Raw genomic sequence first — 24924 nt, 5'->3', positions numbered from 1 at the left:
TGTACTAATGGCCCGTGAGGCTTGACCCTATAACACCCAAGGGGTCTGGTCGCAGTGGTAACGAAAACCGGATACGCAGCAGCAAGCCAACGTGCTTGCTGACAAGAGACGATCACTTACTGCGTCAACGACGCACTCAGCATGATATGCATTACCCGTTACGCCTGACGACCATAGCGAGCGTGAACCACCTGATCCCATGCCGAACTCAGCAGTGAAACCGCTTAGCGCCGATGGTAGTGTGGGGTCTCCCCATGCGAGAGTAGGTCATCGTCAGGCACCTATACCGCAAAAAACCCAGCCAAACGGCTGGGTTTTTTGTTGCGCCGAAGAAAAGCCCCGAACACAGCATGTTCGGGGCTTTTTTTGCTCTGCTTTTACCAGTCAATAGGTACACGGGCTTGAAAAGGCTTTGACCCGCCTTATTCATGAGGCCGGCCTGAAAACGAAGATAGCGGATGGTATTCTCTTGAAAATTCAGTGTGTTCCGTCAAGAACCTGAACCAAGAGAGCCATCCACCATGGGTGAAAGCCTATCCACCTGGATGCCCTCCTGCAACGGCTCTGTCCGTGTCGAGCTCGCACCACCAGCGACAGCGGCGCGCTGCGCCGCGACCCGCTCTGGCAGTTGGCCTGCAGCGACGCGCGCGGGATGACGCCCCTGGCCCAAGACCGGCCGTCTCAAGCCACGCTGTCGCGGCTGCTGACGTCGCTGAAGAACGGCGAGCGTCCCAAGCAGCTGACGCTGGACATCGACGGCCTGCCGGTCGAAGTCCACGGACATCAGGGCGGCTCGGCCTATCATGGCCTTTACGGTGCGCGGATCTACTCACCGCTGGTCGCCTCGCTGGCCGAAACCGGCGATATGGTCGGCGGGCTACTGCGAGAGGGTAACGCCGGCCCGGCAGAGAGCGCCGATACGTGGATCCCGCACCTGGTGAAGCGGCTCAACGAGAGCACCGGGGCACAGGTTCGTGTGCGCATCGACGCCGGATTCACCGACAACGACACGCTGGAAGCCCTGGAGGACCGGGGGATCGAATACCTGGGCCGGTTGCGCAGTCACACCGGTCTACAGAAGCTGGCAGCACCGCTCCTGAAGCGGCCACCCGGCCGGCCACCCGAGCAGCCTCGCGAGTGGTGCCACGACCTGGCGTACCAAGCCGGCTCCTGGCCGGCACCGCGGCGCGTAGTGCTGGTGGTGCAGGAACGCCCCGATGACCTGCTGCTGCATGCCTTCTTCCTGGTCACCAACCTCGGCAAGTTCGACTGGCCGCCGGAGAAGATCCTGGCGCTCTATCGCAAGCGGGGCAGCGCCGAAGCCCATATGGGCGAGGTGAAGTCGGCACTCGACGTGCACCTCTCGTCGACGGATCGCGGCGCCTCCACCGTTCAGGACGTGATGGCCCGCAACGAGGTGAGCCTGCTGCTCAGCCTCTACGCCTACCAGGTCCTGCATGGCCTGCGCTGCCTGCTGGAGCGGCAAACCCGACAAGGCTGGAGTCTGAGTCGGATGCGCGAGCAGGTGCTGAAGGTGGCCGCCACGCTGAGGCTGCACGCTCGGCGAATCACGGTTCACCTCGGTGCCGCCGCCGACAAGTGGTGGCCGACGCTGCTGAAGGGGTTGCCAAAGCTGATCACACTGAGCTGACGCTCCTGCGAGACCACCACAGCACCAGAAAGCGAGCGACCGGAGCGGCGTTCGGCGATCACGGCTGCTTTGAAGGTCGAGATTAATTCCTGGAGGTTATAAATCGGCGAAAGAAACGCAGTGTTCGGGCATTACGAAGCAGGCGCTCACGCCGGAAATACGGATCCTTACGAGCAATGTCGATGGCACGTAGCTTCAGACTGCCCGATCAGAGCCCTCGTGAATGAGGCGGGATAATCTCACCCAGCTGTTGGGCATTGCTGAGCAAGAGCACTCGCCACTCTCGCTCAGCAGTGTGCTGGGTAAACGGCTAAGTCAGCGGTTATGCAAGGAACTGCAGGGACGGCAGCGACTAGCGGGGCCACTGGCATTTACATTGGTGATGCTGTCTGGCAGCCAGGCGACAGCTGTAAAACGCTGATGGCCCGGGCCGATGCCGCTATGTATCAAGCCAAGCACAGCGGCCGTAATCGAGTAGAGGTTGCGGAAGAGCGTGCGCTTAACCCGGAGGAGCAGGTGCCTCTGTGATAGAGGCGCCGCTACACAGCGACTGCATGCGTTGAATGGCATCGCCAGCACCTTCCAAACTAAAGGTCATGTACCACGGTTCCTGCTCACCCTGGTCAAATCCTAAAAACAGCTGCTCGCCCGACTGCATCTCAGCGATCAGCGTCTCCATATCGCTCAAATAAAAATGGGCATAAAAGCCGTCATCGCCCCGCTCGGTAATAAACTCCGCCATGGTATCGACAATCGGGTTGTCACCAATCCGCAGCCGAGTGGGTACCAGATTCACCGCTCGGCTCTCACCCTGCTGCTGCGCTAGGGTGACGCGCATCTCCAGCCACGGTAAATCACAGACTCCTTGAGTAGCATTTATGCTTAGCGTGGCATCGGAGTAGCTGTGGGTCTCTACAGCACGAAAGTGGCGCTCTTCTCCTAGGGTCAGCGCCATGGATTGCCAGTGCCCATGGGTAGCCACTGTTTCCACATTAAATGTAGCGGCCAATGAAAGGGGAGCTGTGACAAGCAGCATGGCGGTGACGGCGAAAGTTGATGTTTTCAGGAAGTTCATAGGTCGTATCGTCATCGAAAACTTTAAGCCTATAGCGTGTTGGGAATAAGCAAAAGGGCAAGGTGCTGATTTTTCTATATCTAGTGTTGTTGGCATCAAAAAAACGGCCCATATAGTAGAAAGTCGGGGCTATACTCCCCTACGATGCCGCGTATAATCGGCCCGTTTTTTAGCGCGATCGCTACCCATCGTGAAGGAGTTTCGTGAACATGAGTACCGCAGCCAAGGCGATGAAGACATCCAGTGAAGTCCCTATGCAGGCTCCATCTAGGGAAATCTGGGATGCCAAATATCGGTTAAAAGATCGTCATGGCCAACCGGTGGATCAAGATGTCGCAGCGACCTTTGAGCGCGTGGCTCGCGCCCTAGCCGCCGTAGAGGGTGAAAAGGCCGATGAGTGGCTACCCAAATTTCGCTGGGCGCTGGAAAATGGTGCTATTCCCGCTGGGCGAATTCTCTCTAATGCGGGAGCCGAAGCCTACAAGCCCGCCGTCAGTCTGATTAATTGCACCGTTTCTCGCACTATTCGTGACTCCATGCGCGATATCCTCGACTCCGTGGTCGATGCGGGTATGACATTGAAGTCGGGCGCCGGTATTGGCTACGACTTCTCGACCCTGCGCCATAAAGGTGCCTTTGTGTTTGGCGCAGGAGCGGGCACCAATGGCCCGCTGGCGTTTATGGATATCTACGACAAGATGTGCTTCACCGTGGCCTCGGCCGGAGGCCGTCGCGGTGCCCAGATGGGTACCTTCGATGTGGGGCACCCGGACGTGCGCGAGTTTATTCAAGCCAAGCGCGAAGCAGGGCGGCTGCGTCAATTTAACCTGAGCCTACTCATTACCGATGAGTTTATGGAAGCGGTGAAGCACAACGCCGATTGGCCGCTGGCCTTCCCACTGCATCCTGGTGAGAAAGAGGATGTGAGCGTCGAAGAGGTGATTTACCGCGACTGGCCGGTGGTGGAAGAGGGCTACACGGTGGATGCCGAAGGGCGCGTGGCCTGCCGTGTTGTCGAGGTGATTAAAGCTCGCGAGTTGTGGGACACGATTATGTCCTCCACCTACGACTACGCCGAGCCGGGCTTTATCCTAATCGATCAAGTCAACCGCATGAACAACAACTGGTTCTGCGAAGATATCCGCGCGACTAACCCCTGCGGCGAGCAGCCACTACCGCCAGAGGGCGCTTGCCTGCTGGGCTCGGTCAACCTGACCAAGTTTGTGATCGAGCCGTTTAGCGCCGAGCCGCGGTTTGATTGGGAGCGCTACCGTAAAGTTGTGGCGATTTTCACCCGTATGCTCGACAACGTGGTGGAAATTGCTGGCCTGCCGCTCCCCCAGCAACAGCGCGAAATTGAAGCCAAACGCCGCCACGGCATGGGCTTTTTAGGTCTTGGTTCGACCCTGACCATGCTGAAAATTCCCTACGGCTCTCAGGCGTCGCTGACGTTCACTGAAGAAGTCAGTCGTCATTTGGCGTTGGAAGGGTGGAAGCAGGCGCTGGAGCTTTCTAAAGAGAAGGGCATGGCGCCAGTGCTTGAAGAGGAGCACACCATTACGCCCAAGATGATGCGCGAGCGCCCTCAGCTCGCCAGCGACGGCTACGAGGTAGGTGACAAGGTGCCGGGGCGGATTCTGCACACCCGCTATAGCCAATACATGGCCAAAGTGGCCGAGCTTGAGCCGGAGCTGGTAGCGCAGCTCGCCGAGCACGGTGCTCGCTTTACTCACCATAGTTCGATTGCCCCCACAGGCACTATCTCGCTCTCCATGGGCAACAACGCTTCCAATGGCATTGAGCCGTCGTTCTCCCATCGCTATTTCCGCAACATCATCCAGTCCGGTAAAAAGACCAAGGAGCAGGTGGAGGTAGTGTCGTTTGAACTAGCGGCCTACCGCCACTTTATCGCTGCCGATGCGGTAGAGAGCGATCTGCCGGATTACTTTATTACCGCTGACGCGGTCACTCCCGAGCAGCACGTCGCCGTTCAAGCGGCAGCTCAGCAGTGGGTGGACTCGGCGATTTCCAAAACGGTCAATGTACCCACCGAGTTCCTCTTTGAGCAGTTCCAAGACCTCTATCTGCAGGCCTACGAGAGCCGTTTGAAAGGTTGCACTACCTTCCGCTTTAACCCGGAAGCCTTCCAAGGCGTGTTGGTGCGTGAGGATGACCTGAAAAACACCACCTATGTGTTTGAGCTGGAAAATGGTGAAACCCTTGAGCTAACCGGCGATGAGAAGGTGCTTTACGACGGTGAAGAGCATAACGCCGCTAACCTGTTTGATGCCTTGAAAGAGGGCACCTACGGCAAATGGTAATCGTAAGCGCAAGCAAGGCTTAGCTTGATGAGCTGTCTAAAGAACTGGGGAGAACGTTATGGCGGTTGAAATTACGTCGAAAATTGTCGGTTACCGTATTAAGCAACAAGGGCAGCCCGCGCCTGCACCGGAGCTACCAGATGAAGACCCATTAACGGTCCGCATTCCATCGCGCCCGGAAGGCACACTGGAAGCAGTGTCTGAAAAAATCTCTTATGTGGGGGCTGAAGGGCGCAAGAAGGTCTACTTGCTGGTCTCGTTTATGCCAGTGGAAGGCGTGATTGGCGGCCAGCGTGTGGTGATTGAGCGTCCGGTGGAGTTCTTCTTTCCCTCGGGCCAGCTCTCCAGCGAGCACCAGTGGATCACTGCCACGATGCGTAGCCTGTCGCTAGCGGCGCGGGGCGGCTATGTCACGCAGGCCGTGGCGGATCTTCGCAAGGTGGCCTGGGATAAGGGGTTGGTGCGCTGTGGCATGAATCGCTGGAATAAGCCCATGTTTCACGATTCTGAAGTGGCGGCGATTGCTTGGTCGATTCAGCAGATTCTCTATCGGCGTGGCTTTCTGGATCAGGACGGCCACCAAGTGCCGGTGGAGACGCTGGTTGCACGCTATGCGCACCGCATGCAGCATGGACATGCCTGGCAGCCGGAGGAGCCTCCGGCGGCTGAAGACTCTGCCGGCGCATCGTCTTCTGGTGAAGCAAGCGGTGGCCCCGCTACGGTAGGCACGTGCCTGAGTGTCGGGGTGATTTGATCATGATGGATGGCTGTCCAACCTGTTATGCCGGGTGCGGCTGGTCAAAGTGCGGCTAGCCGCTGGCATCACTCGTCAAATAACGGCCTGATATTATCGGTAAGGTAGCAGTCATCAAATTCCCCTTCCGTGGCCAGCGCTTCAAGGTTGGGGATTGAGACATGATGGCGGTCGCGAAACACCAGCCCATCTTCGCTGAGCGCACTAAAAGTACGGATCACGTGTACTGGTGTCATTTCCAACAATTGTTGCGACTAAACAATAATTGCTGCGACAATCTCTATGTTGAGTTTACATAGAGTGCGCCTTTGTGACCGTTTCTCTTAAACAATCCAGAACCTTTAGCTTCCATGATGGCACCCTAAAAAACGAGGCAGAGCGCTTGGTCGTTTGGTGGTACGGGCCTATATTTAAGAACAATCGCTTACGAAGCGTCCCTAAAATCCATATCTTCTTAAGAACCATCGACCATGAAAATAACTTAGGAGGCGTGATGAGACGTGAGACTGTCTTAACGCATCTTGGGCTATTGAGAATAGGGTCAGTATGGGAAAAGGGCGTGAGTAGCTCGCGTATTGCCTACGAGGAAAGAAAATTCTCCGTTTCTTTTTCTCCAGGCGGCTGGCGAATTGTCACCTTAGATGATTTACGACAATCAGGACGAAGCCTCTATACCGCTTTTCATGACTCGAACTACTTACCCCAGAAAAATCAGCACAAAACATACCTGATTGAATTTGACCTTCCAGATGGCAAACACTTGCTCATCCCTTGCACAGAATTTTTTATTCGCGTTTACGGCCGATCTTCTGAAATCAAGCGAGTGCTCGCCACTTACCCTTGGGAAGAAGTCAAAAAACGTCTTTATCGACCGCTTGATGCGCCTGCATCCCCAGGTACGTGGCCTGTCAAATTTACCTATCATGTTCATAAACACGATGCCATTTTGCTCGCGCATATGTTGTACGATCCGTATGCCAAGCGCGCTGCAAAATATATATATTCACAATTTGAAACCAGCTCCACGCCAGATGAGATGCTTTTAAAAGCCACCCCATGGTTTCAAGGCAGCGGGGAAATCTCTGTTTCTGGCGTTCCAATTGATGGTGGCAACACATTCCTAGGCTTGCAGATATTAGGCTGTACGCAGCCCGATGGTGCCACGATCCACCGCGAAAGAGAGAAGTCAACGACAGTACCAGCCACCGATGGCGATGATGCTCCCACTCAATTTCCCTATCATCAGCTTCAAGACATCCCCGATGTCATTGACCTGACGGATGATGAAGAGCCCGACCATGGCTCTTCTTGGCTAGACCTTCCTGAGGACGAATTCGTTATTTTAGGTAAGCCTCGCGCCGTCTTGGATAAACGATATACTCGAAAAAATGTGCCCGATACACGAGGCGTCCCCGTTCCGGGTGACGAAACTATTTTCTCCACTGGGGAGCCGCATGGATCAGGAAAAGGGGTCGGACAGGCCTCTATTCATGCTCCTATTACACTGGAATCACAGGGCTTTCTACGTGATATGTGGAATGCGCTTCTCTATTTGCAATCGGCCTATCCCGAAACGATTCGTGGCGTTAGCTGGTTTACCTTTGAAGACGGCTTTAGCACTTCCCCCGACCCTCGGTTGATCAGCCTCGAACCTTTCGAAATAGACGAGGAGGTGGAAACGTCAGTCGCTAATTGGGTTTACATTGATACTCAGACCAAGGTACCTCGCGGGGTGCTCGTCGTTCGGGTGCATGTGTTAGATCAAACGCTCTATCTCATGGAGATCCAACGACGCCCTCCAAAACCCAGAGCTGGCGGTAGCGAGGAGGCATCCAAGCCTCCTTCCTATAAAGGTTTAGTCTTCACGCTGAGCCACCAAGGCAGCTTCGAGCAGTGGTTACGCCAAGTGCTGTCTAACGTGCGGCACGTAGAAGGTGTTGTCCAAAAACTAGTTGGTCACTGCCCAGGATTCGCCGATACGTTCAAGCACCCTAAATCCAAAAAGGAACAGATACCCTGCGAAGCCTCTGTGTTAAATGCTTTTAGCAAGGTCAGTATTGGTCGCAGTGACTTAGCATAGGTACTATTTGCCACCTTTATGAGTAGCGGTGTCTGTTTTGTCGCTAAGAGCAACCTGTACACCCCGTGTGCAGGTTGCTCTTCTGACGAAGAGCCGATACGGCCATCCCTTCAGTGGCGGGCGAGGATCTTCGCTGCGATGGGCGAAGTGATCATTTGAATCACGGCAAAAAAAGCGGCTGGAATTGCGATCTCTGATGGCAAGCCAGAAGCAGCGACAAACGCTGCAGCGATGCTGAATTCCTTTTTACTGACCGTGAAAAGATAGGTAATCACCTCTTTGCGATCAGAGGTGAGTAACCGTGAGGACATACCTACCAGGTACCCAATCAAATTGAGGCACAGGGCCGCCCCCGCAATCACAAACGCATACCAGCCATAGCCAATGATCGTGGTGGCATTCGGCCCGACCACGGCGAGTAGGATCAGCAGATACAGAATCGACCCTATCCCTGCATACGCTGAATCATGCCGTGCAAAGAAAGCCGAGAACCTTGTACGCAAGCTGACCCCAATCACGGTAGGAAGAAGCACGATTAGTGTTAATTCAAGAATAATTGATCCAAGCGGCACGTCTAACTGAAGGCCGGTGAGCCATAAAAACAGGAAGGGAACAATAAACGGACATAACGCGGTGTTGACTGCGTTGAAAACAGCGGCAAGCGCCACATTGCCTTTCGCCATCAGTACCAAAAGAGGAGAAGACACATCTGTCGGCAGCGTGCCGAGCAAGGTTTGGCCAGCAGCCAGCGGGCCGCTTCCAAAAAATAGACGGCCCGTTAGCCACCCGGCAATCGACATAGGCCCATAGACCAGCCCCAATGCCAACAACTGCCGTGACGGCTTACGGAACACGATGCGCACTGCATGCGCATCGAATGTGAGGCTGATAATCAACATCAGTAATGCCAGTAATGGCCCAATCGCGAACTCAAGTATTATTCCGGTGGCCGGAAAGAGTAAGCCTACCCCCGCGACGAACATCACAAACCAGACAAGGTGCGCCTCGACAAAATAAATGAATCTACTCATGGTGGATTGGACGTTACCGGTTGAAGTGGATTGAGCTCCGTACCTAAAACATGATCACTTCGGCCCAGCACGCCATGACTTGCTTGGGAGCAAGGGACGCTCTTCCCAATCCAGGGGTGCAAATAGACAATGCTCAAGGGTTGAAGCTTTAGTTGCTAGAGGTTTTATAGTACCAAGAACAGATAATTCGAGAGAGGGTAACAGATGGGACATCATCATGATCATCCCCACATTGATCCTGCCTCTGGCGACCGGCGCGTCAGCATCTCCATTTGGGCCAATGGGCTCTTAACCATCGCTCAAATCGTCGGTGGCATTATGGCGGGGAGCCTATCGCTGATCGCTGATGCGTTACATAACTTTTCTGACTTGGCAGCATTAGTCATTGCCTTTGCTGCTCGTAAAATCGCCAGACGGCCTGCCGATGTGCATATGACCTTTGGCTATGGCCGCATCGAGATAGTGGCAGCACTCATCAATTACACCACCCTCATTATTGTCGGTGTCTACCTGATTTACGAAGGCGCTATGCGGATGGTCGATCCCCCTGAGATAGAGGGATGGACGATCGTGATTATTGGTGGCGTCGCGCTCGTCGTCGATGCCCTTACCGCCATGCTCACGTGGTCAATGCAAAAAGAGAGTGTCAATATCCGCGCCCTTTTTCTGCATAACTTATCGGATGCGTTTGCCTCCATCGCCGTGATTATCGGTGGTTCGCTTATTTTACTGTACGACATGCGCTGGGTAGACCCCGCGATCACGATAGGGATTGCGCTATATATTCTTTACCTAGCCTTCTCTGAAATTGGCGGCCCTATCCGTACGCTAATGCTGGGATCTCCCCCGGACATTGACGGGCAGGCAGTCGTTGAGACCGTACGAGATATCGAGGGAGTCCAGGATATTCACCATGTGCATCTATGGCAGATGCAGGAAAACATGGCAGCCCTTGACTGCCACGTGGTTCTGACAGAAACCGGCTGGCAGCAGCTTGAATCCGTCAAAGCAGAGATCAAGGAGCAGCTTAAAATGCGCTTCAGTATTGCTCATTCCAGCCTAGAGTTTGAGCATAGTGACCACGCGCATCAAAATGCCAATCTATATGGGCATGAGTGACAGACCGAGGCCGGCTCCCAGCTCAGGTAGATAGCGAGCAGCTTACTCCCATAGCGATTGGCTTATTTTTCAACCCTACTTTTCCACCCCATCGTTGAGACAGAGAGAGAAACATGTTCAAAAAAGCGTCTTTTATATTGGCCGGTACGTTAATGCTGACCGCTGCGATCGTCGCCGTATCGAAGCCTGCCCTCTTAGACATGCAAGCTCAGGCAGCAAAAGAGAGCGGTGTCCAGGCCGAGGACTCCTTGGTGCGTTCACACTCCCCCATCTTGGGACGAGAAGACGCGCCGGTGACGATTGTGGAATTCTTCGATCCGGCTTGCGAAGCCTGCCGTGCTTTCTATCCCCTGACAAAAAGTATTCTGGAAACCTACCCAGAAAAAGTGCGGCTCATCGTGCGCTACACTCCTTTCCACGGCGACGTATCGGACAAGGCCATTCGGGTATTAGAAGTTGCTCGTCGTCAGGGCGTCTTTGAACCGGTACTGGAGAGGCTGCTGGCTCGCCAGGATCAATGGGCTTCACATGGCAGTTTTGATGAATCCGCTATCCTCGATATCGCGAGCCAAGGAGGCCTTGATTTAGCGGCTGCCGAAGAGCAACTGACTTCTGCTGAGGTGCAGGCGGTGATTGACCAAGACATGGCGGATGTCAGAGCCAATCAGATTCGCCAAACACCTACCTTTTTTGTCAATGGCGAGCCTTTAGACCCCTTTGGTATGCAAGAGCTGATTGATGCCGTCGAGAGTGAAGTAGCGGAGATCTCTGGGGAAGAGGATGGCCAGTGATGCAGCGCTGGTGGTTACTAGGCTTGGTGGGCTTTTACCCCTTGCTAGCCGAAGCCAATTGGCAAACGCATCTGTCATTGCCTCCGTCTGAACTTAGCCCTGTCAAGTTACAGGCGGCTAGCGAGCAAGAAGGCACATTACCGCTCGATAGCGTTGATACCCTAACCTTTGGGCGTGATGTCGTCATTGATACCACCCTCTACGAGGCCTTGGCAGCAGAAGGTGTCCCAACGCGTTTCGCCACTAAACTGGAAACACTGCTCAGCGAGTTTATCGCAGCGCCGCTGGAGTTTTCTGGCAGTGAACGTATTCAATTAGTGTGGGAGGAAGATCGACGCCAGGACGGCGCCCGTGTTGGGCCACCACGCCTCAGTTATGCCGCTCTGCCTGATCAGGCAGAGCCCTTGGAGGTCATATGGCCGGTCACCCAAAAGGGGGACGTAGCTCTTTTCAAAAGCGACACCCTGCTAGGCACGTTGCGGTTGCCCGTGCTTAGTGCCCGCTTAACGTCTCGCTTTGGGAATCGGCGACATCCTGTGTATGGAGGGATGCGTCCTCATAATGGAATTGACTTGGCTGCGCCGACAGGAACGCCGGTCATTGCCACCGCACCTGGGCGCGTATTCTTTATGGGTCGCCAAGGGGGATATGGGCAGGTGATCGAGGTGGAGCACGACACAGGGGCCATTAGTCGCTACACACACCTTAGCCGATTCTCCCCACAGCTAGTGGTTGGGGATTTAGTCAATGCGGGAGAGTCGCTCGGAGAGGTAGGTTCCTCCGGGGTCGCCACGGGCCCCAACCTGCATTACGAAGTGAGAGTCAATAACCAGCCTGTTGATCCCCTTGGTCAAGGTCAACGCATCATGTTGGGTGAGCAGCCGACTCAAGGTGAATATCAAGCGTCACTTTACGAGGCAAGAGATCGCTTGGAACAAGCTATCGGCACGGCGTCCATTTATGACTTGATCTCGTTTAACGAGCCGTAACCACCCGTGCTTAGCAACGTTGCATGGATTGTTAGTAACGTGAACGTGTGCTTGCCTCGTTATGGAACCCTAGCGCTGTGATCACTCATCTACCACAAGACAGGTAATCGGTATGGAAGAGGTTTCTCTCGTCACAATGGGGGTATTGGGAAGCCTTGCCGCGGGCTTGATGACGGCTGTCGGGGCGCTTCCTATCTTGTTTACCAAAAGACCGAATCGTGGTGTTCGCGATTTAGCGTTGGGGTTCGCCGCTGGCGTCATGCTAGCGGCCTCTTTCTTCTCACTGATCATACCCTCCTTAGAAGCCTCGGAGCTGCGTTACGGAGGTAGCGTGGTACCTGCTGCCATTGCCTGTGCGGCCATCTTGCTAGGGATTGGAATGGTCGCACTACTGAACGAACTCTTACCTCATGAGCACTTCGAACAGGGGCGAGAAGGGCCAGAGGCTGCCTCACTACGTCGTATCTGGTTGTTTATTATTGCCATTACGATACACAACCTGCCAGAGGGGCTGGCCGTTGGCGTGGCCTTCGGCGCAGGGGGAAGCGAAGGAGGCATTCCACTAGCGATTGGCATTGGACTTCAGAATGCCCCAGAAGGACTGGCCGTAGCAGTATCACTGCTAGGCGTGGGCTATTCACGTTGGCGGTCATGGACGATTGCCGCCCTTACGGGGCTTGTTGAGCCGTTAGGTGGCTTATTAGGCGCTGGAGTCATCAGCATGTCACAAGCGCTACTGCCCTGGGGGTTGGCCTTTGCAGCGGGGGCGATGTTGTATGTGATCAGTCATGAGATTATTCCCGAAACTCATCGAAGCGGGCACCAAAAAAAGGCCACGCTGGGCCTCTCCATCGGATTGGTACTCATGCTGTTTTTGGATGTTTCGCTGGGCTAACCATTGGGCGTGGGGCGTAGCGTTAGTGCTAACCCAAGTCGTGAGCCCCTCCGTGCGATTTTTCAGTGATACAGAGCTGATGATCACTGATGACCTCAATGATTCGGCAGCTTTCCACTTTACCACCGGCACACTGTGTGACCATCCGTTGAAGCTCCTCACGCAGTATGGACAGTCGTTGAAGGCGGGACTCCACTTTCTTTAGGTGATGCGTGGCGATGGCATCGACTTCTTGGCAAGGCATATCAGGTTGATCTGACATGGCCAAAAGCTCTCGCACTGACTCCACCGAAAAGCCAAAGTCACGGGCATGACGAATAAAGGTCAAGCGCCGCACAGCGTCGTCTCCATAGCGGCGCTGCCCCCCACCGGTTCGTGTCGCATCGCGCAACAGCCCAATACGCTCGTAATAGCGAACCGTTTCAGGTTTGCAATCGGCTCGTCGTGCTAACTCACCAATGCTGATACTTTGGCCGATCATCGACATGGTAAAACTCCTTACGCAGGGCTTGAAGCTGTAGTTGCCACAAGGTTTACACTTAAAAACCATAGCCCATTGGCAGGAGAGGCACCATGAAAACATCAACGCCGACAACAGCGCCTACCACCTTGACGCTGCGTGTTGAAGGCATGGACTGCGGCGGTTGTGAGCGCAAGGTTGTGTCGGCGCTAGAGCGACTGGAAGGCATTGAGGAAGTCACGGCAAGCTCGGTCACGGGATCAGTGAAGATTCACCACCACGATCACGGGGCCCCCTCGCGAAAGACCATTGAGGGCATCCTGAACGAACTAGGCTATCAAGTGGCTTCCCATGATGGCCAAACACGCGCATCTGGTGCTTCATCCTCTTGGTGGCAAACCGCTAAAGGGCGCTTGGTCATTATCACAGGAAATCTGCTGATAGTGGCCTTCGCGCTTCGTTTAGCATGGCCTGCGCTGGGTAATATGCCTTTCATTTTGGCCACGCTAGTCGGCTTAATACCCATTGCGCAGAGTGCCTGGGGCGCCCTCAAAATGCGCAATCCCTTTACCATAGAGATGCTGATGTGCATCGCTGCGCTTGGCGCATTGGCCATCAATGCTGCCGCTGAAGCTGCGATGGTCGTGTTCTTGTTCGCCGTAGGTGAGCTACTCGAAGGGGTAGCTGCTTCACGAGCGCGCCGCAGTATCTCAGCCTTGGCAAATTTAACACCCTCAACGGCGAGGCTGATGGACAACGGCCATCTGCGTGACGTCTCGGCGGAGTCACTTAAACCCGGGCAGCGTGTGCTGGTGCGGCCCGGTGATCGCGTACCCTGCGATGGACGCATCCTGGTGGGCACCTCCGACATTGACGAGTCGCCGGTAAACGGCGAGTCCATACCCCGTTCGCGAGCGCCTGGTGATGACATTTTTGCTGGCACAGTGAATCTTGATGCCGCCCTGGAGGTGGAGGTAACACGAGGCGCTGATGACAATACGATCGCACGCGTTATTCGTCTGGTTGAAGAAGCACAGGCCGCCAAGGCACCGATAGCACGCTTTATTGATCGTTTTGCGTATTACTATATGCCCGCCGTCGTCTTACTCGCCCTACTGATGGCGATAGTGCCACCGCTGGTATCGACCATGGCATGGTCGGAGTCGATTTACCGTGCGTTAGCATTGCTGTTAATCGCATGCCCCTGCGCGTTAGTCATTTCCACCCCAGCCGCCATCGCCGCCGGTCTCTCGGCGGGAGCTCGGCGCGGACTACTGATCAAAGGGGGAGCCGTTCTTGAACAGTTAGGTAAGCTTCGCTTGGTGGCATTAGATAAAACGGGCACCCTCACTGCGGGTACCCCAAGAGTCACAGATGTGGAGTCTTGGATTGCTGAGGAAGACGATAACAGCGTATTGCGGCTCGCCGCCGCAATAGAGCGGGATTCCAGTCACCCTATCGCCACGGCTATCGTTGAGCATGCCCGACAGTCGGGCATCAACCTCCCCACCGTCACCGGCGGCCGCGCTCTGGCGGGGCGCGGTGTTTCCGGCCAGGTGGAGGGTCGCGAGCTGAGCTTAATGACGCCTCGTCACCTTCACGAGAAAGTCATCCTTGAGGAAAGTCTCAGTGCTCGGATTGTCGCGTTAGAAGAAGCCGGTAAGAGCCTCGCTCTCCTCGTCGAAGGCGAGCGTTTACTGGGCTTGATCGCGGTTCGCGATGAGCCACGCGAAGATGCCATTGAAGGCCTAGCGGCGCTATCCCGTTTAGGCGTACAGGCGGTCATGCTCAGCGGTGATAATGCCCGCACCGTCGCTGCCACGGGGGGTCGCTTAGGCATTGAAGCGTACGGCGAACTAATGCCTGAAGACAAGGCAGCGTATGTTCGAGACTGGCAAGCGGCTGGCCGTGGCCCCATCGGTAAAGTAGGCGATGGCATCAACGATGCACCGGCACTCGCGGCAGCCGATGTGGGTATCGCGATGGGGGGCGGCACGGATGTGGCGTTGGAAACCGCCGATGCAGCCTTGCTCAAGAACCGCGTTACCGGCATCGCTGAGCTGATAGACCTCTCTCGTGCCACGCTGCGCAATGTGAAAACCAACGTTGTTCTCGCCCTTGGCTTAAAAGCCATTTTCCTAGTTACAACGGCGCTGGGTATTACCGGCATGTGGATTGCGGTGATGGCCGATACCGGTGCTACCGTCCTGGTGACGTTGAACGCCATGCGACTGCTGGGTTACCGCTTTTCGCCCAGTACCGCAATGACAGGCCTGTCACAAGGAAAAGTAACCTCATGAGAACAGTGCAACACGATAGCCCTTCACGTCGCTGGCCATGGTTCACATTAGCTTGCGTGATGGCTCTAGCCGATCAACTGGTCAAGGAAATTGTGCATGCTCAGATGTCGTTTGGCCAAGTCATTCCGCTAACGCCGTTTTTTAACTGGGTTTATACCGGGAACACAGGAGCCGCTTTCAGCTTTCTCGCAGAAGCAGGGGGTTGGCAGCGCTACCTCTTTCTTGGTTTAGCGTTGGTGGTGGTCGTCGTATTGGTTGTGCAGCTATGCAAACCCCTGTCGCGCTTGGAGGCCTGTGCGTACAGCCTGATTCTTGGCGGCGCGCTCGGTAATACTGTTGATCGCTTAGCGCGAGGGTACGTCGTCGACTATCTGGACATTTACTGGGGCGAATGGCATTGGCCCGCCTTTAACATGGCCGATATCGCGCTATTTGCCGGTGTATTGATGTTCGCGGTGGCGTTATGGCGTGAAAGTCCTGCTTTTAAGCGCTCTGAGTAACGCTATGGATGTGGTCGATAAAGATAAAGAATATACGCTTTTTGCTGGGCGCTCCTCACCAATAGTCGATTGCGTTGTAGCGCTCGCCGCTGGGGTGCTGACCACCTTGAGTGCCGCCCCCTTTTCCCTATGGTGGCTTGGCCCAGTGGCCGTGGCACTGGTCTATTGGAAGATACAGTTGCTAACGCCCGCCATGGCCACCCTGCGTGGGTGGTGCTATGGGGTAGGCCTGTTCGGTTCAGGCACGTCGTGGGTCTTCGTTGCTATTCACGATTTCAGTGGCACCGGGGCCTTGGTGGCGATGTTCCTCACCACTCTTTTTGTCAGCGTCCTGGCGCTCTTCTTTGCAGTCCCCTTTGGGCTCTATCGACGCATCACGGGGCCACGGTTCGCCTTTCTTAGCTTTGCCGGTATGTGGGTGGTGAGCGAATGGCTACGCACTTGGATGCTCACCGGCTTTCCCTGGTTATTGCTGGGCACCTCTCAGATTGATTCTCCACTAGCCCCATGGGCGCCCGTTGGTGGTGTGTACTTGCTGTCACTCATGACCGCGCTGACAGGTACGTTAGGGGTAGAGGTACTGCGTCGCCGCTGGAGTTTCCTTGTCCCAATGGCCGCCTTGTGGATCGTTCCATTCCTATTGCCCGCCCAATGGACAACCCCGGCTGGCAAGCCCATCCGGGTGGCATTGCTGCAAGGGAATCTTGACCAGCGCATTAAGTGGACTGCCCAAGGGCAGCGCGAGGCGATCAGTATCTACACGGCGATGACACGGGAGCAAGCAAGGGATATCGATCTCATCGTTTGGCCCGAGGCAGCCCTTCCCATGCTTGAGCAGGAAGCACAGCAAATACTTGAGCAAGTAGCGTCCGACCTGGGGCCTGACACCGCCTTGTTGACCGGCATTTTGCAACGCGACAGTGAAGGGCGCTCTTATAACAGCGTCATAGGGCTAAATGATGTGCAGGGCGAATACCAGAAGGCGCACTTGGTGCCCTTTGGCGAGTATTTGCCATTCCAAAGTCTCCTCGCTGGCACCCTTGCTTTTTTCGACTTGCCAGTACCTCGCCTGACCCCAGGGTCAGGCGAACAGGCTCCGTTACACGTGGCTGGAGCCACCATTGGCAATGCCATTTGTTACGAAATCATTTTTGCCGACCATGTCGCCCAGCAGGCGCGTAATGCCGAGCTGCTATTAACGGTTTCCAACGATACGTGGTTTGGGCGTTCCATTGGCCCACACCAACATCTTCAAATGGCGCGTCTACGTGCCTTAGAAAATGGTCGTCACCTACTTCGAGCTACCAGTAATGGCGTGACGGCCATCATCGATTCACAAGGTCACGTCACAGCCCGTGCCCCACAGTTTGAACAGGCCAGTTTAACGGGCGAGGTGACCCCGATGCAGGGCCTAACTCCTTTCACACGCACCGGTAGTGGCCCCGCTTGGATACTCGCTGCGGTGCTGACACTGCTCGGGTTACAACTGAACTTATCTCGATCAAAAAACGACGCATTAGATGAAAAAGGAACCTAGCGATGCTCTTGGCAAAGAACGCAGCAATACTTAAGAGATTCCTCCCATGGCCAATGCAGATCGGCTTCATCGTGAGTGTGATGGTTTCGTTTCTGGCATGGCTCCCTGTCGCCATGGCGGCACAACCTTCCACTGCCCAGGAGACGGAATGGCCCAAGGGGCATTACCCGCTACCTGAGGAAGGCAATATTATCGGAGAGGCTGACACCTTCATCGTGAAGAATTACGAGGATACTCTGATTGATATTGCCAGACGTCACAACCTTGGCTACCAGGAGATTGTACGTGCTAACCCAGAGGTCAGTATTTGGGTGCCCGGAGTGGGTACTGAAGTAACCATTCCAGGACGCTTCATCCTGCCGAATGTCGAGCGTACTGGGGTCGTCATCAATATCGCCGAGCTGCGGCTTTACTACTACCCAGATGTCAAAACCGGTGAGACACCGCGCGTTGAGACCTATCCTATCGGCATCGGTCGCGAAGGGTTTGATACACCCCTTGGTGTGACCGAGACCACCATGAACATTAAAAACCCCGCATGGTACCCGCCTGAGTCGGTAAAACGTGAAGCGGAAGCACGCGGCGAAACCGCACCAAGCGTTGTACCGCCCGGCCCCGATAACCCGCTAGGAGACCATGCCATCATCCTAGGCTTCGATGGCTATTTGATTCACGGCACCAACCAGCCCGATGGCATTGGCATGCGCGCAAGCCGAGGTTGTATCCGCATGTTACCCAAAGACATCGAATCTATATTTGACCGCATTCCACCCGGCACCCAAGTCAACATCATCAATCAGCCGATCAAGATAGGTTGGGAAGGCGGTCAGCCGCTGATTCAAGCCTTTCCGCCGCTTGGAGAAGAAGAGCACAGTATGACCGCACTCACAGAGACCATGACACGCCTTAACCAATACAATGTCGATAACGTAAACCTCGATTACGAGCAGCTCAGCGATGTCCTGTCACTCTCTAACGGGCTTATAACCCCACTACATCCAAAGCAGGAACAGGAGCCACAGCGCCACAGCCCAGAAGAGAAGGCTATCAAGGGCATTTATGAAGACCTGGTTTTGACGTCATCTCAACGGTCATGACACGCCTTTTGGCACCCCGTTGAGCCCTGGCATATAGGTAGAGAGCCATAGCCCCGTCCAAACGGCGGGGCGACATTCGCCTACAGAGTCGCGGGGCCCTCCAAGTGACTGCGCGCTATCAGTGTCTTAGCACTCAATATCCAGAGGCAGCCAGTAGGTAACGCCACCCACTACCACCTGTATCCCGTCTGTCGTCCGCTCTACGGTCTGTTGTCGAAGCATTTTCTGCGTTAATTTTGTGTCATGGAAATACTCCATGGCAGCAACGATCCATGCCTCCCTCCAGGCCTCTCCTTGATCAGCACACCGGGCCATCGTCATCAGGGTGCGGGCTAGTGTTTCTTTTCGCCGCTTTCTTGCCCGTTTTACATCCACCCGAGGAGCCAACGTGGTGGCATGTTGGCGATTTAAGAAATTAGTAAACCCCGTGACCGAGGCTGCTTGTCCGGGCACCGCATGCAAATAGTTGTCCACATCGCCCTGTTGAGGCAGTCGCTGCCCCTCCCGGTCAGTAGCGAGTAGCAATGCGGCTGCCGCTCTTAGTGCAAGTCGTGCGGAGGTGTGGGACGTTTTGCCCGCCTCTATACGGGTTTCCAATTGCAGCCAATAGGCTTGCAGCACTTGGTCTGATAGCGAAGCGAACGGCATAGAACTGAGACACGCTTGAATACGTCTTTTCTCTGAGTCGATCCGCTTTGCTTGGTGATCCGGCTCTACCCCTTGCTCTTCATGCAACCATCGCATGGGAAGCCTCACACGCCGCAAGCCCTCCGCCCCGAAGTGATGAAGTAGCTCCGAATAGCTCGGTATCCGTGACCATGCCTGGTCGAGCTCAAGGAAGAACGAGAAGAAATGATTGATCTTGAGGGCAGCCTTATGCGGCCCAGTGATACGAATCAGCCATTCACCAAATTCCCCAAAGGCCTCACTTAACGCTTTGGTAGTGATACCGGCTTGGCCAATGGTGATGCGTTTACGGCATGTTCGCGTCCAATAGCAGGGCTCACAGGCATCACCTCGACCCGCTGGCATGGGATTACCACACGATGGGCAGGCAATTTCCCCTTGCTCATTACAGGCTTTGCACAACGCATCCCCGTTGGGTGCCACCACCAATAAACGATGTCGACGACATGCAGAACAGGTACCGTGGTCTGCTGTCGAACAGCGTGGACATAAGCGATGATCATGCCCCATACGCGCCACTCGGGTAAGACGTTGAGATGCTTTCCCACACGCCTCGCAGGGCTCTGGTTCTTTGAAATAGGGAGCGCAGGCGATACAGACAGGGCCGTAGGGAGTGACCTTGCCGATGTTGTAGTCTGAACTGGCTTTTCCACATCGTGCACACGGTTTGTCAACGTTGCACTGACGACAGACGGCGTCTGGGTCATTCTTAGGCAGACGGGCTAACTCACCACATCGTGGGCACATCCGCCGCTTAAACACACGAGCATAGCAAGTTGAACAGTAGCCGTGCCCTTTATGGCGTCGCCACAATTTGGAGACTTCTCGGCCACACTCATCGCAGTCGACCGTTTGGTGTTGATTCAAGAGGTTGGCTCCGCTTTCATTCTGCGTTTTAAACGCGCCCATGAGGCTCTAACAGCGCGTTCCGACATGGGGCGACAAGCCGGGGGAACACGGCGGCGATGCGGCCCATGAGGGTGGTGAGATAACCGTGATAGCAGCGGCAACAACACAACGGGGGGCGACCTTCGGGGATCATGAAGCGCGCTCGTTTTGACATTGCACGCGACCAGAACGCTGAACGTTTCTTCAAGGCCCATACTGAGCAAGCGTTCCAACGCTACCAATAAGGCACAACGCTCGCTGACAGCCAGCAGCTCAAACGCCAGGCCAGACACAGGCATTCGGCAATCCGTAACCGAAATGCCCAATGAAAGAAGCGCATCGGCCAGGGGTGACACAGGCCGCCGACTTGCACGCCGTATAACGCCAATAAAAAAGGCCACCATAGAAAACCAATCGGCGGGTGCGATAGAGGCCTGCCTAAACGTCACCTTATCCTGTTCTAACACACGATCAGCCATCACTTGAACACTGAACGCTTCAGGTAAAGGCGACGTGCATACCGCCTTTCTAAAATCGTTATGACACCGGCTGCATTGAGCTAAATGTTGATCTTCCGCTGTCAGGCGATGGGGCTCTATAGGGGCCTTGCATGCTGGGCACTCATCTACCAGCTGCACCCCATGAAAGCGGCACCCAGTGTGCCAAGCGAATCGCCAGTGCCGGCGCAAGTAGGGGGTTGAGTCCTCTGCCAAGCACAACGTGCATACCTGTTGTCCTCCATGGCGGGTTCGATTTCGGCTGCCGAGTGCCAACAACCAGGGCCAAGTCCGGGTTTCCGGTAACGAGTAACCGACCACTTTCTCACAATCGTCCCGCATCCCCGCTTTCTGAAACTTAGCGGAAGATATCCCCGAGGCATTCACTAATGGGCGCATTCTTGCGAGGGGTATTTCCCTATCAATGTCCCTCGTCCATATACGCCATGTTGGCCAAATAGCCCCGGTGAGCGACAAAGGATCACACCCCTGTCGCAACGCCGCCCGAACGAGCCATGATGAAAGGGACTCCTCAGGCAGCAGGGGCACACTCAGCGCCCAGGTCATTACAGCATCACTTCCCTAATGCCACGGGTGGGCCGCACCCATGATTTACTCTGAATAATTTTCTCATCGATGCACTCAGCTCCAGACAAAATAGCGGCATTTGCACACTCAATCAGCAGCCGGTGCAGGTCACCCAAATTACCGCCAGAAATCGCGTGGAGCTGGGTCGCCAATTGGGGCTCATGCAGTTGGGAAGGATGTTTGAGAGGTAATATCTTCTCAAAGCCAGCGAGCAGCTTCTGAAACTCCTGATTGAGCTCCCACTTTGGTAACGCGACCACATCAAAGCGACTCGCATGCTGTGGGTCTGAATGCAGCACACGCACAGCATCTTGCGTCCCCACACCAACGATGGGAATCATTAGCTCATTGCATAAAAGCTTAATGGCATTCATCGTTTCGCGCTGCTTAACAGCACCACCGGTTAACAGAGAGTGAAACTCATCGATGATCAGTAAGCGCGTATGGCAAGCACGCAGTTGATGAATCACCTGGTAGCGCAGCTTGGGAACAGGATCTGTAGGCTGGTAGGGAGCCCAGAAACTCTCTAGCACTGCGATATACAGACTTTTCTCATCGGCACTCGGGGGAGCCTGAGTGACAACAACAGGCTTCACGGGCTCTACGTCTTCATTCACGTAGCCTTCACCGTACTGCTTACGAAACCGTTGAACGATGGTTGTCTTTCCGTTGTTGGAGTCACCCACGAGCAAGAGGTTAGGCATACGAGGACGACTGGGCTTCTCCATCAACCCACGCATGACCTCAATGACACGATTGGCCAATGGATAGCCCAACCAGCGCGGTTGATCCATAAACTCCATTCGCTCTTTAGCGGACAGCCCCAAGACGTGACGAAGATCAGGATGAAGGTGTGTGCTCATGCTATGTCCCAGTTCACATCGATATCACCCGTTAAAAGACCGTCCCCTTGAGCGGGTGTCTCTTTAGGGGCCGCAGTTGAGGGCGCATGTAAAAGGGGATCTGCAGGCGTCACCTTCTTCTCATGCTCTTTACGTCGTTGTGCCTGACGGCGACTTCGCTTAGTACGTGCTTGCGACTCCTCCACATGGGTTCGCAGCTCACTAATAGCGCGTAGAATTTCAGTCTCATTGACCGAGTTTCTTCCTTCCTGCCGAAGGCGCGCTTTAGCTTGGGCATACTCCCAAACACTCATCGAGGGGAGGGCAAGATTGGCAAAGGGCACGCGAAAATAGTGCCCGAGCTCCGGGTCTTTGAACCAAATGACACTAATGTCGCGAGGGTCGCGCCGGAAAACAAAGGTGCGTTTCTTGTCTGGCATGTCTGGATCTTTGGCATTGATCCAAGGTCTTAGCGCTTCATCGTAATAGTTTATGCCATCGATGGTCACACCAAAGGTCTGGATCGTACGCTGAAAGCTGGGCAAAAAATCGAGCAATACAGAGAGCCTGTCAGCAGGCCTCGGCGCTAATCCCACTCCCTGCACATCCGCATTGCCAAACACACCAATTTCCCACTTTTTCATCGGCGACATACCAATCCCAGAATGAAGGCGCTGGTGGTAAACCTTGCAAATCAACGTCACCAGCCACTCTTCAAACTCGCTTTTCGTCATGGCCGCGTGCTTCTCTGGATCGTATCCCTCTTTCTCTTTAATGGAGGAGAAGGTCGTCCCAGGCAGGTTATGGATTTCCTTTAGAAGAGAGCCCAGTACCCGCTCAATGTGGCCACCATAACGAGGCTGCTTAACAGGCCGAAACTCAAGGTTGACCCCATAGGCTAGGCATGAGCGCCGAAACGTCTCAGAGCGAAAATCTGGGCCGTTATCGACATGAATCGTGGCGGGTGTGCCCCATACCGGCCACTCAGCCTCCACATTATGCAGTAGCAACCACTCATCTTTAGGAAGCATGGAGTGCGCCACACACATGCCGACAGATGTTTCAGAGGGCGGGTCAAACGACAAGTAATACCCCGTGACCATGCGAGTAAACACGTCCATGGCCAACGTAATCCATGGGCGACCAATCGGCTTGCGATACACGTCATCGACCAAAATAATATCGGCAGGCGTGTGGTCAATCTGCATAACGGCTAACGGATAGTCCGCATTGGGAAATTTTCCGGCAGCCGGCTGGAACTTGTTAATGGCTTTGTCTCTAAAACCATGGCCACGCAACCGGTCACGCTCTGGGATATCACGCAGACGAGCACGAACGGTACCAGGGCTCGGCGGGTCGATGCGCCGTTCATGGCAGCGCCGCATGACTTCCTGTACCGCTTTTTGTGCGGACGGACGCTGCAGCGTCAAATACACCTCTTTGATGACTTCCTGAATCACTGCCTCGGCATGCGCGGGAATACGCGACTTTCCCTTCTTCCACCCTGGCTTTTGAGGAATCAATGCGAGCACCGAGCCCGTCGCTTTATACCGCTTCAACCAACGGTAGATCGTAGCCGTATCAACCCCCGTTTGTTTCGCACGCTCCTCCGCTGCATCCCGCCCCACCGTATGGCGATCCACCAAGGGCTTAATGATGGAAAAGCGATGCTCGGCCTCCCGCCAATCGGCATCCCCAATCTCGGACATATCCTGCTCAGGGGATACGGACCCGCTATTGAGAGGCGCTAGTTCTTTGATGCGAAGCGGGCAACTACGCCCGGACTCAACGGCAATGCCAATGACTGTCTCAAAATCGAGCACCTGGGAAATTCGGTAAACGGTGCCATCTTTCTGAACCTGCTCACCCACCATAATCTGCAAGTGTTGGCGTGTTTGGGCGACGCCGTTATTGGGTTCAGTTGCGCTGCCACGATGGTTATTCATAATCGGGTACCCATACCTCCGATAGAGGACTGAAGGATTGGGCCATATCGCAATCTAACTGCCGAGTCGCCAGTAGATGCCATAAATGCGCAATCCCCTCTGCCCGGTAAATATCGCCCATAAAGTGCCGAGAAAGCAGGTAATCCAAGGTCGCCACCCCCATTTCCCTCACCGTGTTGAGGACTGCCTGGCTTTCGACAGAGGGAAACACCATCCGCTTGTAGCGCGCTAGGAAGGTAATGTTGTCCAAGGTCTTATCACGAATGCGGCTTTCATCATGAATGCGAAACGCCCAGCCCTCATTGTTGGCATGCCGTATCGCCGCCTTCCATTTAGGCGACCATTCACGCCAATGTGCTTGCCACTTTTCCCGTGGTTTGACTTCCACCAGGAGAGGTTTCGGGTAGTCCTTGTAATGACGGTTACCGAGACGGTAATAAACTAAATAATCCGGCGTGTAGGTGTAACGCCTACCGGTCACTGGATGATGAAACGAGATCTCGCACGGCTGGGATATCACACCAAGGACGCTCACATCAAAGTCAGCCTTTATGAGGAAATCACGTTCGAGCGTCGACTCGAACGCAATAGACTCCTCCCCGCGAAAGGCATAGTAGCCAGACACACTTCGTCGGGTAGGGCCGATTTTACGAACAGATGTAGGCAGTGGCATGAGCAGTCGCACCAAATGTTGAATAAAACGTGGCCTGTCGCAGCAATTGCTATTAATTCTGTCGCATTCAATCCTGCATAGACTACCATAATAGCCCGATATTACGCCCTGAGGGTCGCACTAATTGCTGAAAATGACAACTGGACTTAAGCCTAGAATGTCCGCCAGCTGCTCCTGGGAGAGCGGCAGGCGGAATTGGCCAC

Annotated in this window: 19 protein-coding genes, 1 rRNA gene and 3 pseudogenes; 14 read left to right on the top strand and 9 right to left on the bottom strand. The window is 54.8% G+C overall.

All coding sequences use genetic code 11. The features are described from left to right. The first annotated feature begins 163 nt into the window (after positions 1-163). The 3 genes and pseudogenes from rrf to A3220_RS16820 all read left to right on the top strand — a co-directional run bounded on the left by rrf (position 164) and on the right by A3220_RS16820 (position 2179). A 5S ribosomal RNA gene (gene rrf / locus A3220_RS05990) occupies positions 164-279 on the top strand. Positions 280-521: 242 nt separating this feature from the next. Then, positions 522-1651, top strand: a pseudogene (locus A3220_RS05985) (IS1380 family transposase). A gap of 324 nt (positions 1652-1975) precedes the next feature. Next, on the top strand, positions 1976-2179 hold the full coding sequence (locus tag A3220_RS16820; protein WP_084812750.1) for a diguanylate cyclase: 204 nt from the start codon (positions 1976-1978) through the stop codon (positions 2177-2179). Here A3220_RS16820 and A3220_RS05980 read toward each other — a convergent pair. Continuing rightward, the gene (locus tag A3220_RS05980) at positions 2151-2726 is read right to left on the bottom strand and encodes a hypothetical protein (protein ID WP_084354588.1); all 576 of its coding nucleotides are present in this window, start codon (positions 2724-2726) and stop codon (positions 2151-2153) included. The two genes, A3220_RS16820 and A3220_RS05980, sit on opposite strands and share 29 nt — an antisense overlap. Before the next feature lie 209 nt (positions 2727-2935). Between A3220_RS05980 and A3220_RS05975 the strand changes: the two genes are divergently transcribed. Together A3220_RS05975 and A3220_RS05970 are read left to right on the top strand one after the other, a co-directional pair. Beyond that, positions 2936-5047, top strand: a complete 2112-nt coding sequence (locus A3220_RS05975; protein WP_044629548.1) for an adenosylcobalamin-dependent ribonucleoside-diphosphate reductase — start codon at positions 2936-2938, stop codon at positions 5045-5047. Between the two features lie 58 nt (positions 5048-5105). Beyond that, positions 5106-5860: pseudogene (locus tag A3220_RS05970) on the top strand (ribonucleoside-diphosphate reductase). Positions 5861-5869: 9 nt separating this feature from the next. Here A3220_RS05970 and A3220_RS16815 read toward each other — a convergent pair. Beyond that, positions 5870-6046, bottom strand: a pseudogene (locus A3220_RS16815) (helix-turn-helix domain-containing protein); the annotation flags it as partial. 65 nt (positions 6047-6111) lie between these two features. On the opposite strand from A3220_RS16815, the gene A3220_RS05965 reads away from it, so the two are divergent. Continuing rightward, positions 6112-7881, top strand: a complete 1770-nt coding sequence (locus A3220_RS05965; RefSeq protein ID WP_128082404.1) for a hypothetical protein — start codon at positions 6112-6114, stop codon at positions 7879-7881. Between the two features lie 110 nt (positions 7882-7991). Here the strand turns inward: A3220_RS05965 and A3220_RS05960 are convergent, their stop codons facing one another. Beyond that, a complete protein-coding gene (locus tag A3220_RS05960) occupies positions 7992-8912 on the bottom strand; it encodes a bile acid:sodium symporter family protein (RefSeq protein WP_062373757.1) in 921 nt (306 codons plus the stop codon). 204 nt (positions 8913-9116) lie between these two features. Here A3220_RS05960 and A3220_RS05955 point away from each other — a divergent pair, with 204 nt between their 5' ends. From A3220_RS05955 to A3220_RS05940, 4 genes are all read left to right on the top strand, one after another. Next, on the top strand, positions 9117-10031 hold the full coding sequence (locus tag A3220_RS05955; protein WP_035556048.1) for a cation diffusion facilitator family transporter: 915 nt from the start codon (positions 9117-9119) through the stop codon (positions 10029-10031). Between the two features lie 113 nt (positions 10032-10144). After that, positions 10145-10822: a thioredoxin domain-containing protein gene (locus tag A3220_RS05950; RefSeq protein ID WP_022521292.1), complete on the top strand. Its 678-nt coding sequence runs from the start codon at positions 10145-10147 to the stop codon at positions 10820-10822. Beyond that, positions 10822-11811, top strand: coding sequence for a M23 family metallopeptidase (locus A3220_RS05945; RefSeq protein WP_022521291.1), 990 nt, complete (start codon positions 10822-10824; stop codon positions 11809-11811). The genes A3220_RS05950 and A3220_RS05945 overlap by 1 nt, the downstream gene beginning before the upstream one ends. Before the next feature lie 112 nt (positions 11812-11923). After that, the gene (locus A3220_RS05940; RefSeq protein WP_016916429.1) at positions 11924-12706 is read left to right on the top strand and encodes a ZIP family metal transporter; all 783 of its coding nucleotides are present in this window, start codon (positions 11924-11926) and stop codon (positions 12704-12706) included. 28 nt (positions 12707-12734) lie between these two features. Here the strand turns inward: A3220_RS05940 and A3220_RS05935 are convergent, their stop codons facing one another. Further along, positions 12735-13193 carry a helix-turn-helix domain-containing protein gene (locus A3220_RS05935; RefSeq protein WP_022521290.1) on the bottom strand — a complete coding sequence of 153 codons (459 nt, stop codon included), beginning with the start codon at positions 13191-13193 and terminating at the stop codon, positions 12735-12737. A gap of 86 nt (positions 13194-13279) precedes the next feature. On the opposite strand from A3220_RS05935, the gene A3220_RS05930 reads away from it, so the two are divergent. The 4 genes from A3220_RS05930 (at position 13280) to A3220_RS05915 (ending at position 18600) form a co-directional block, all read left to right on the top strand. Continuing rightward, complete coding sequence (locus A3220_RS05930; protein WP_054644987.1) at positions 13280-15466, top strand: heavy metal translocating P-type ATPase; 2187 nt, start codon at positions 13280-13282, stop codon at positions 15464-15466. Further along, a complete protein-coding gene (gene lspA / locus A3220_RS05925; protein ID WP_022521288.1) occupies positions 15463-15966 on the top strand; it encodes a signal peptidase II in 504 nt (167 codons plus the stop codon). The genes A3220_RS05930 and lspA overlap by 4 nt, the downstream gene beginning before the upstream one ends. 4 nt (positions 15967-15970) lie before the next feature. Then, the gene (lnt, locus tag A3220_RS05920) at positions 15971-17503 is read left to right on the top strand and encodes an apolipoprotein N-acyltransferase (protein WP_022521287.1); all 1533 of its coding nucleotides are present in this window, start codon (positions 15971-15973) and stop codon (positions 17501-17503) included. A 113-nt stretch (positions 17504-17616) separates the two neighbouring features. Further along, complete coding sequence (locus A3220_RS05915) at positions 17617-18600, top strand: L,D-transpeptidase family protein (RefSeq protein ID WP_227408090.1); 984 nt, start codon at positions 17617-17619, stop codon at positions 18598-18600. 126 nt (positions 18601-18726) lie between these two features. Here A3220_RS05915 and A3220_RS05910 read toward each other — a convergent pair whose 3' ends face one another. From A3220_RS05910 to A3220_RS05895, 5 genes are all read right to left on the bottom strand, one after another. Further along, positions 18727-19632: a hypothetical protein gene (locus A3220_RS05910; RefSeq protein ID WP_016916423.1), complete on the bottom strand. Its 906-nt coding sequence runs from the start codon at positions 19630-19632 to the stop codon at positions 18727-18729. 518 nt (positions 19633-20150) lie between these two features. Continuing rightward, positions 20151-21239, bottom strand: a complete 1089-nt coding sequence (locus tag A3220_RS18270; protein ID WP_074211192.1) for a TniQ family protein — start codon at positions 21237-21239, stop codon at positions 20151-20153. Then, on the bottom strand, positions 21239-22123 hold the full coding sequence (locus A3220_RS05905) for a TniB family NTP-binding protein (RefSeq protein WP_044630314.1): 885 nt from the start codon (positions 22121-22123) through the stop codon (positions 21239-21241). Before A3220_RS05905 ends, A3220_RS18270 begins: the two co-directional genes overlap by 1 nt. Then, entirely contained in the window at positions 22120-24048 is a 1929-nt protein-coding gene (locus A3220_RS05900) for a Mu transposase C-terminal domain-containing protein (protein ID WP_016916422.1), read from the bottom strand. Before A3220_RS05900 ends, A3220_RS05905 begins: the two co-directional genes overlap by 4 nt. After that, entirely contained in the window at positions 24041-24721 is a 681-nt protein-coding gene (locus tag A3220_RS05895) for a heteromeric transposase endonuclease subunit TnsA (protein WP_044630316.1), read from the bottom strand. The genes A3220_RS05900 and A3220_RS05895 overlap by 8 nt, the downstream gene beginning before the upstream one ends. Between the last annotated feature and the right edge of the window lie 203 nt (positions 24722-24924).

Source organism: Halomonas sp. KX33721, assembly GCF_001596805.1.
GTDB lineage: Bacteria > Pseudomonadota > Gammaproteobacteria > Pseudomonadales > Halomonadaceae > Vreelandella > Vreelandella aquamarina.
The sequence above is the reverse complement of the archived record's forward strand: the minus strand, read 5'-3'. Positions and strand labels throughout refer to the sequence as shown.

Coding starts and splice junctions, on each gene's coding strand:
- A3220_RS05915 (WP_227408090.1), top strand. CDS start 17,617: ATGGCGGCACAACCTTCCACTGCCCAGGAGACGGAATGGCCCAAGGGG.
- A3220_RS18270 (WP_074211192.1), bottom strand. CDS start 21,239: ATGACCTGGGCGCTGAGTGTGCCCCTGCTGCCTGAGGAGTCCCTTTCA.
- A3220_RS05975 (WP_044629548.1), top strand. CDS start 2,936: ATGAGTACCGCAGCCAAGGCGATGAAGACATCCAGTGAAGTCCCTATG.
- A3220_RS05905 (WP_044630314.1), bottom strand. CDS start 22,123: ATGAGCACACACCTTCATCCTGATCTTCGTCACGTCTTGGGGCTGTCC.
- A3220_RS05950 (WP_022521292.1), top strand. CDS start 10,145: ATGTTCAAAAAAGCGTCTTTTATATTGGCCGGTACGTTAATGCTGACC.
- A3220_RS05980 (WP_084354588.1), bottom strand. CDS start 2,726: ATGAACTTCCTGAAAACATCAACTTTCGCCGTCACCGCCATGCTGCTT.
- lspA (WP_022521288.1), top strand. CDS start 15,463: ATGAGAACAGTGCAACACGATAGCCCTTCACGTCGCTGGCCATGGTTC.
- lnt (WP_022521287.1), top strand. CDS start 15,971: ATGGATGTGGTCGATAAAGATAAAGAATATACGCTTTTTGCTGGGCGC.
- A3220_RS16820 (WP_084812750.1), top strand. CDS start 1,976: ATGCAAGGAACTGCAGGGACGGCAGCGACTAGCGGGGCCACTGGCATT.
- A3220_RS05930 (WP_054644987.1), top strand. CDS start 13,280: ATGAAAACATCAACGCCGACAACAGCGCCTACCACCTTGACGCTGCGT.
- A3220_RS05955 (WP_035556048.1), top strand. CDS start 9,117: ATGGGACATCATCATGATCATCCCCACATTGATCCTGCCTCTGGCGAC.
- A3220_RS05940 (WP_016916429.1), top strand. CDS start 11,924: ATGGAAGAGGTTTCTCTCGTCACAATGGGGGTATTGGGAAGCCTTGCC.
- A3220_RS05960 (WP_062373757.1), bottom strand. CDS start 8,912: ATGAGTAGATTCATTTATTTTGTCGAGGCGCACCTTGTCTGGTTTGTG.
- A3220_RS05935 (WP_022521290.1), bottom strand. CDS start 13,193: ATGTCGATGATCGGCCAAAGTATCAGCATTGGTGAGTTAGCACGACGA.
- A3220_RS05910 (WP_016916423.1), bottom strand. CDS start 19,632: ATGCCAGCGGGTCGAGGTGATGCCTGTGAGCCCTGCTATTGGACGCGA.
- A3220_RS05945 (WP_022521291.1), top strand. CDS start 10,822: ATGCAGCGCTGGTGGTTACTAGGCTTGGTGGGCTTTTACCCCTTGCTA.
- A3220_RS05895 (WP_044630316.1), bottom strand. CDS start 24,721: ATGCCACTGCCTACATCTGTTCGTAAAATCGGCCCTACCCGACGAAGT.
- A3220_RS05900 (WP_016916422.1), bottom strand. CDS start 24,048: ATGAATAACCATCGTGGCAGCGCAACTGAACCCAATAACGGCGTCGCC.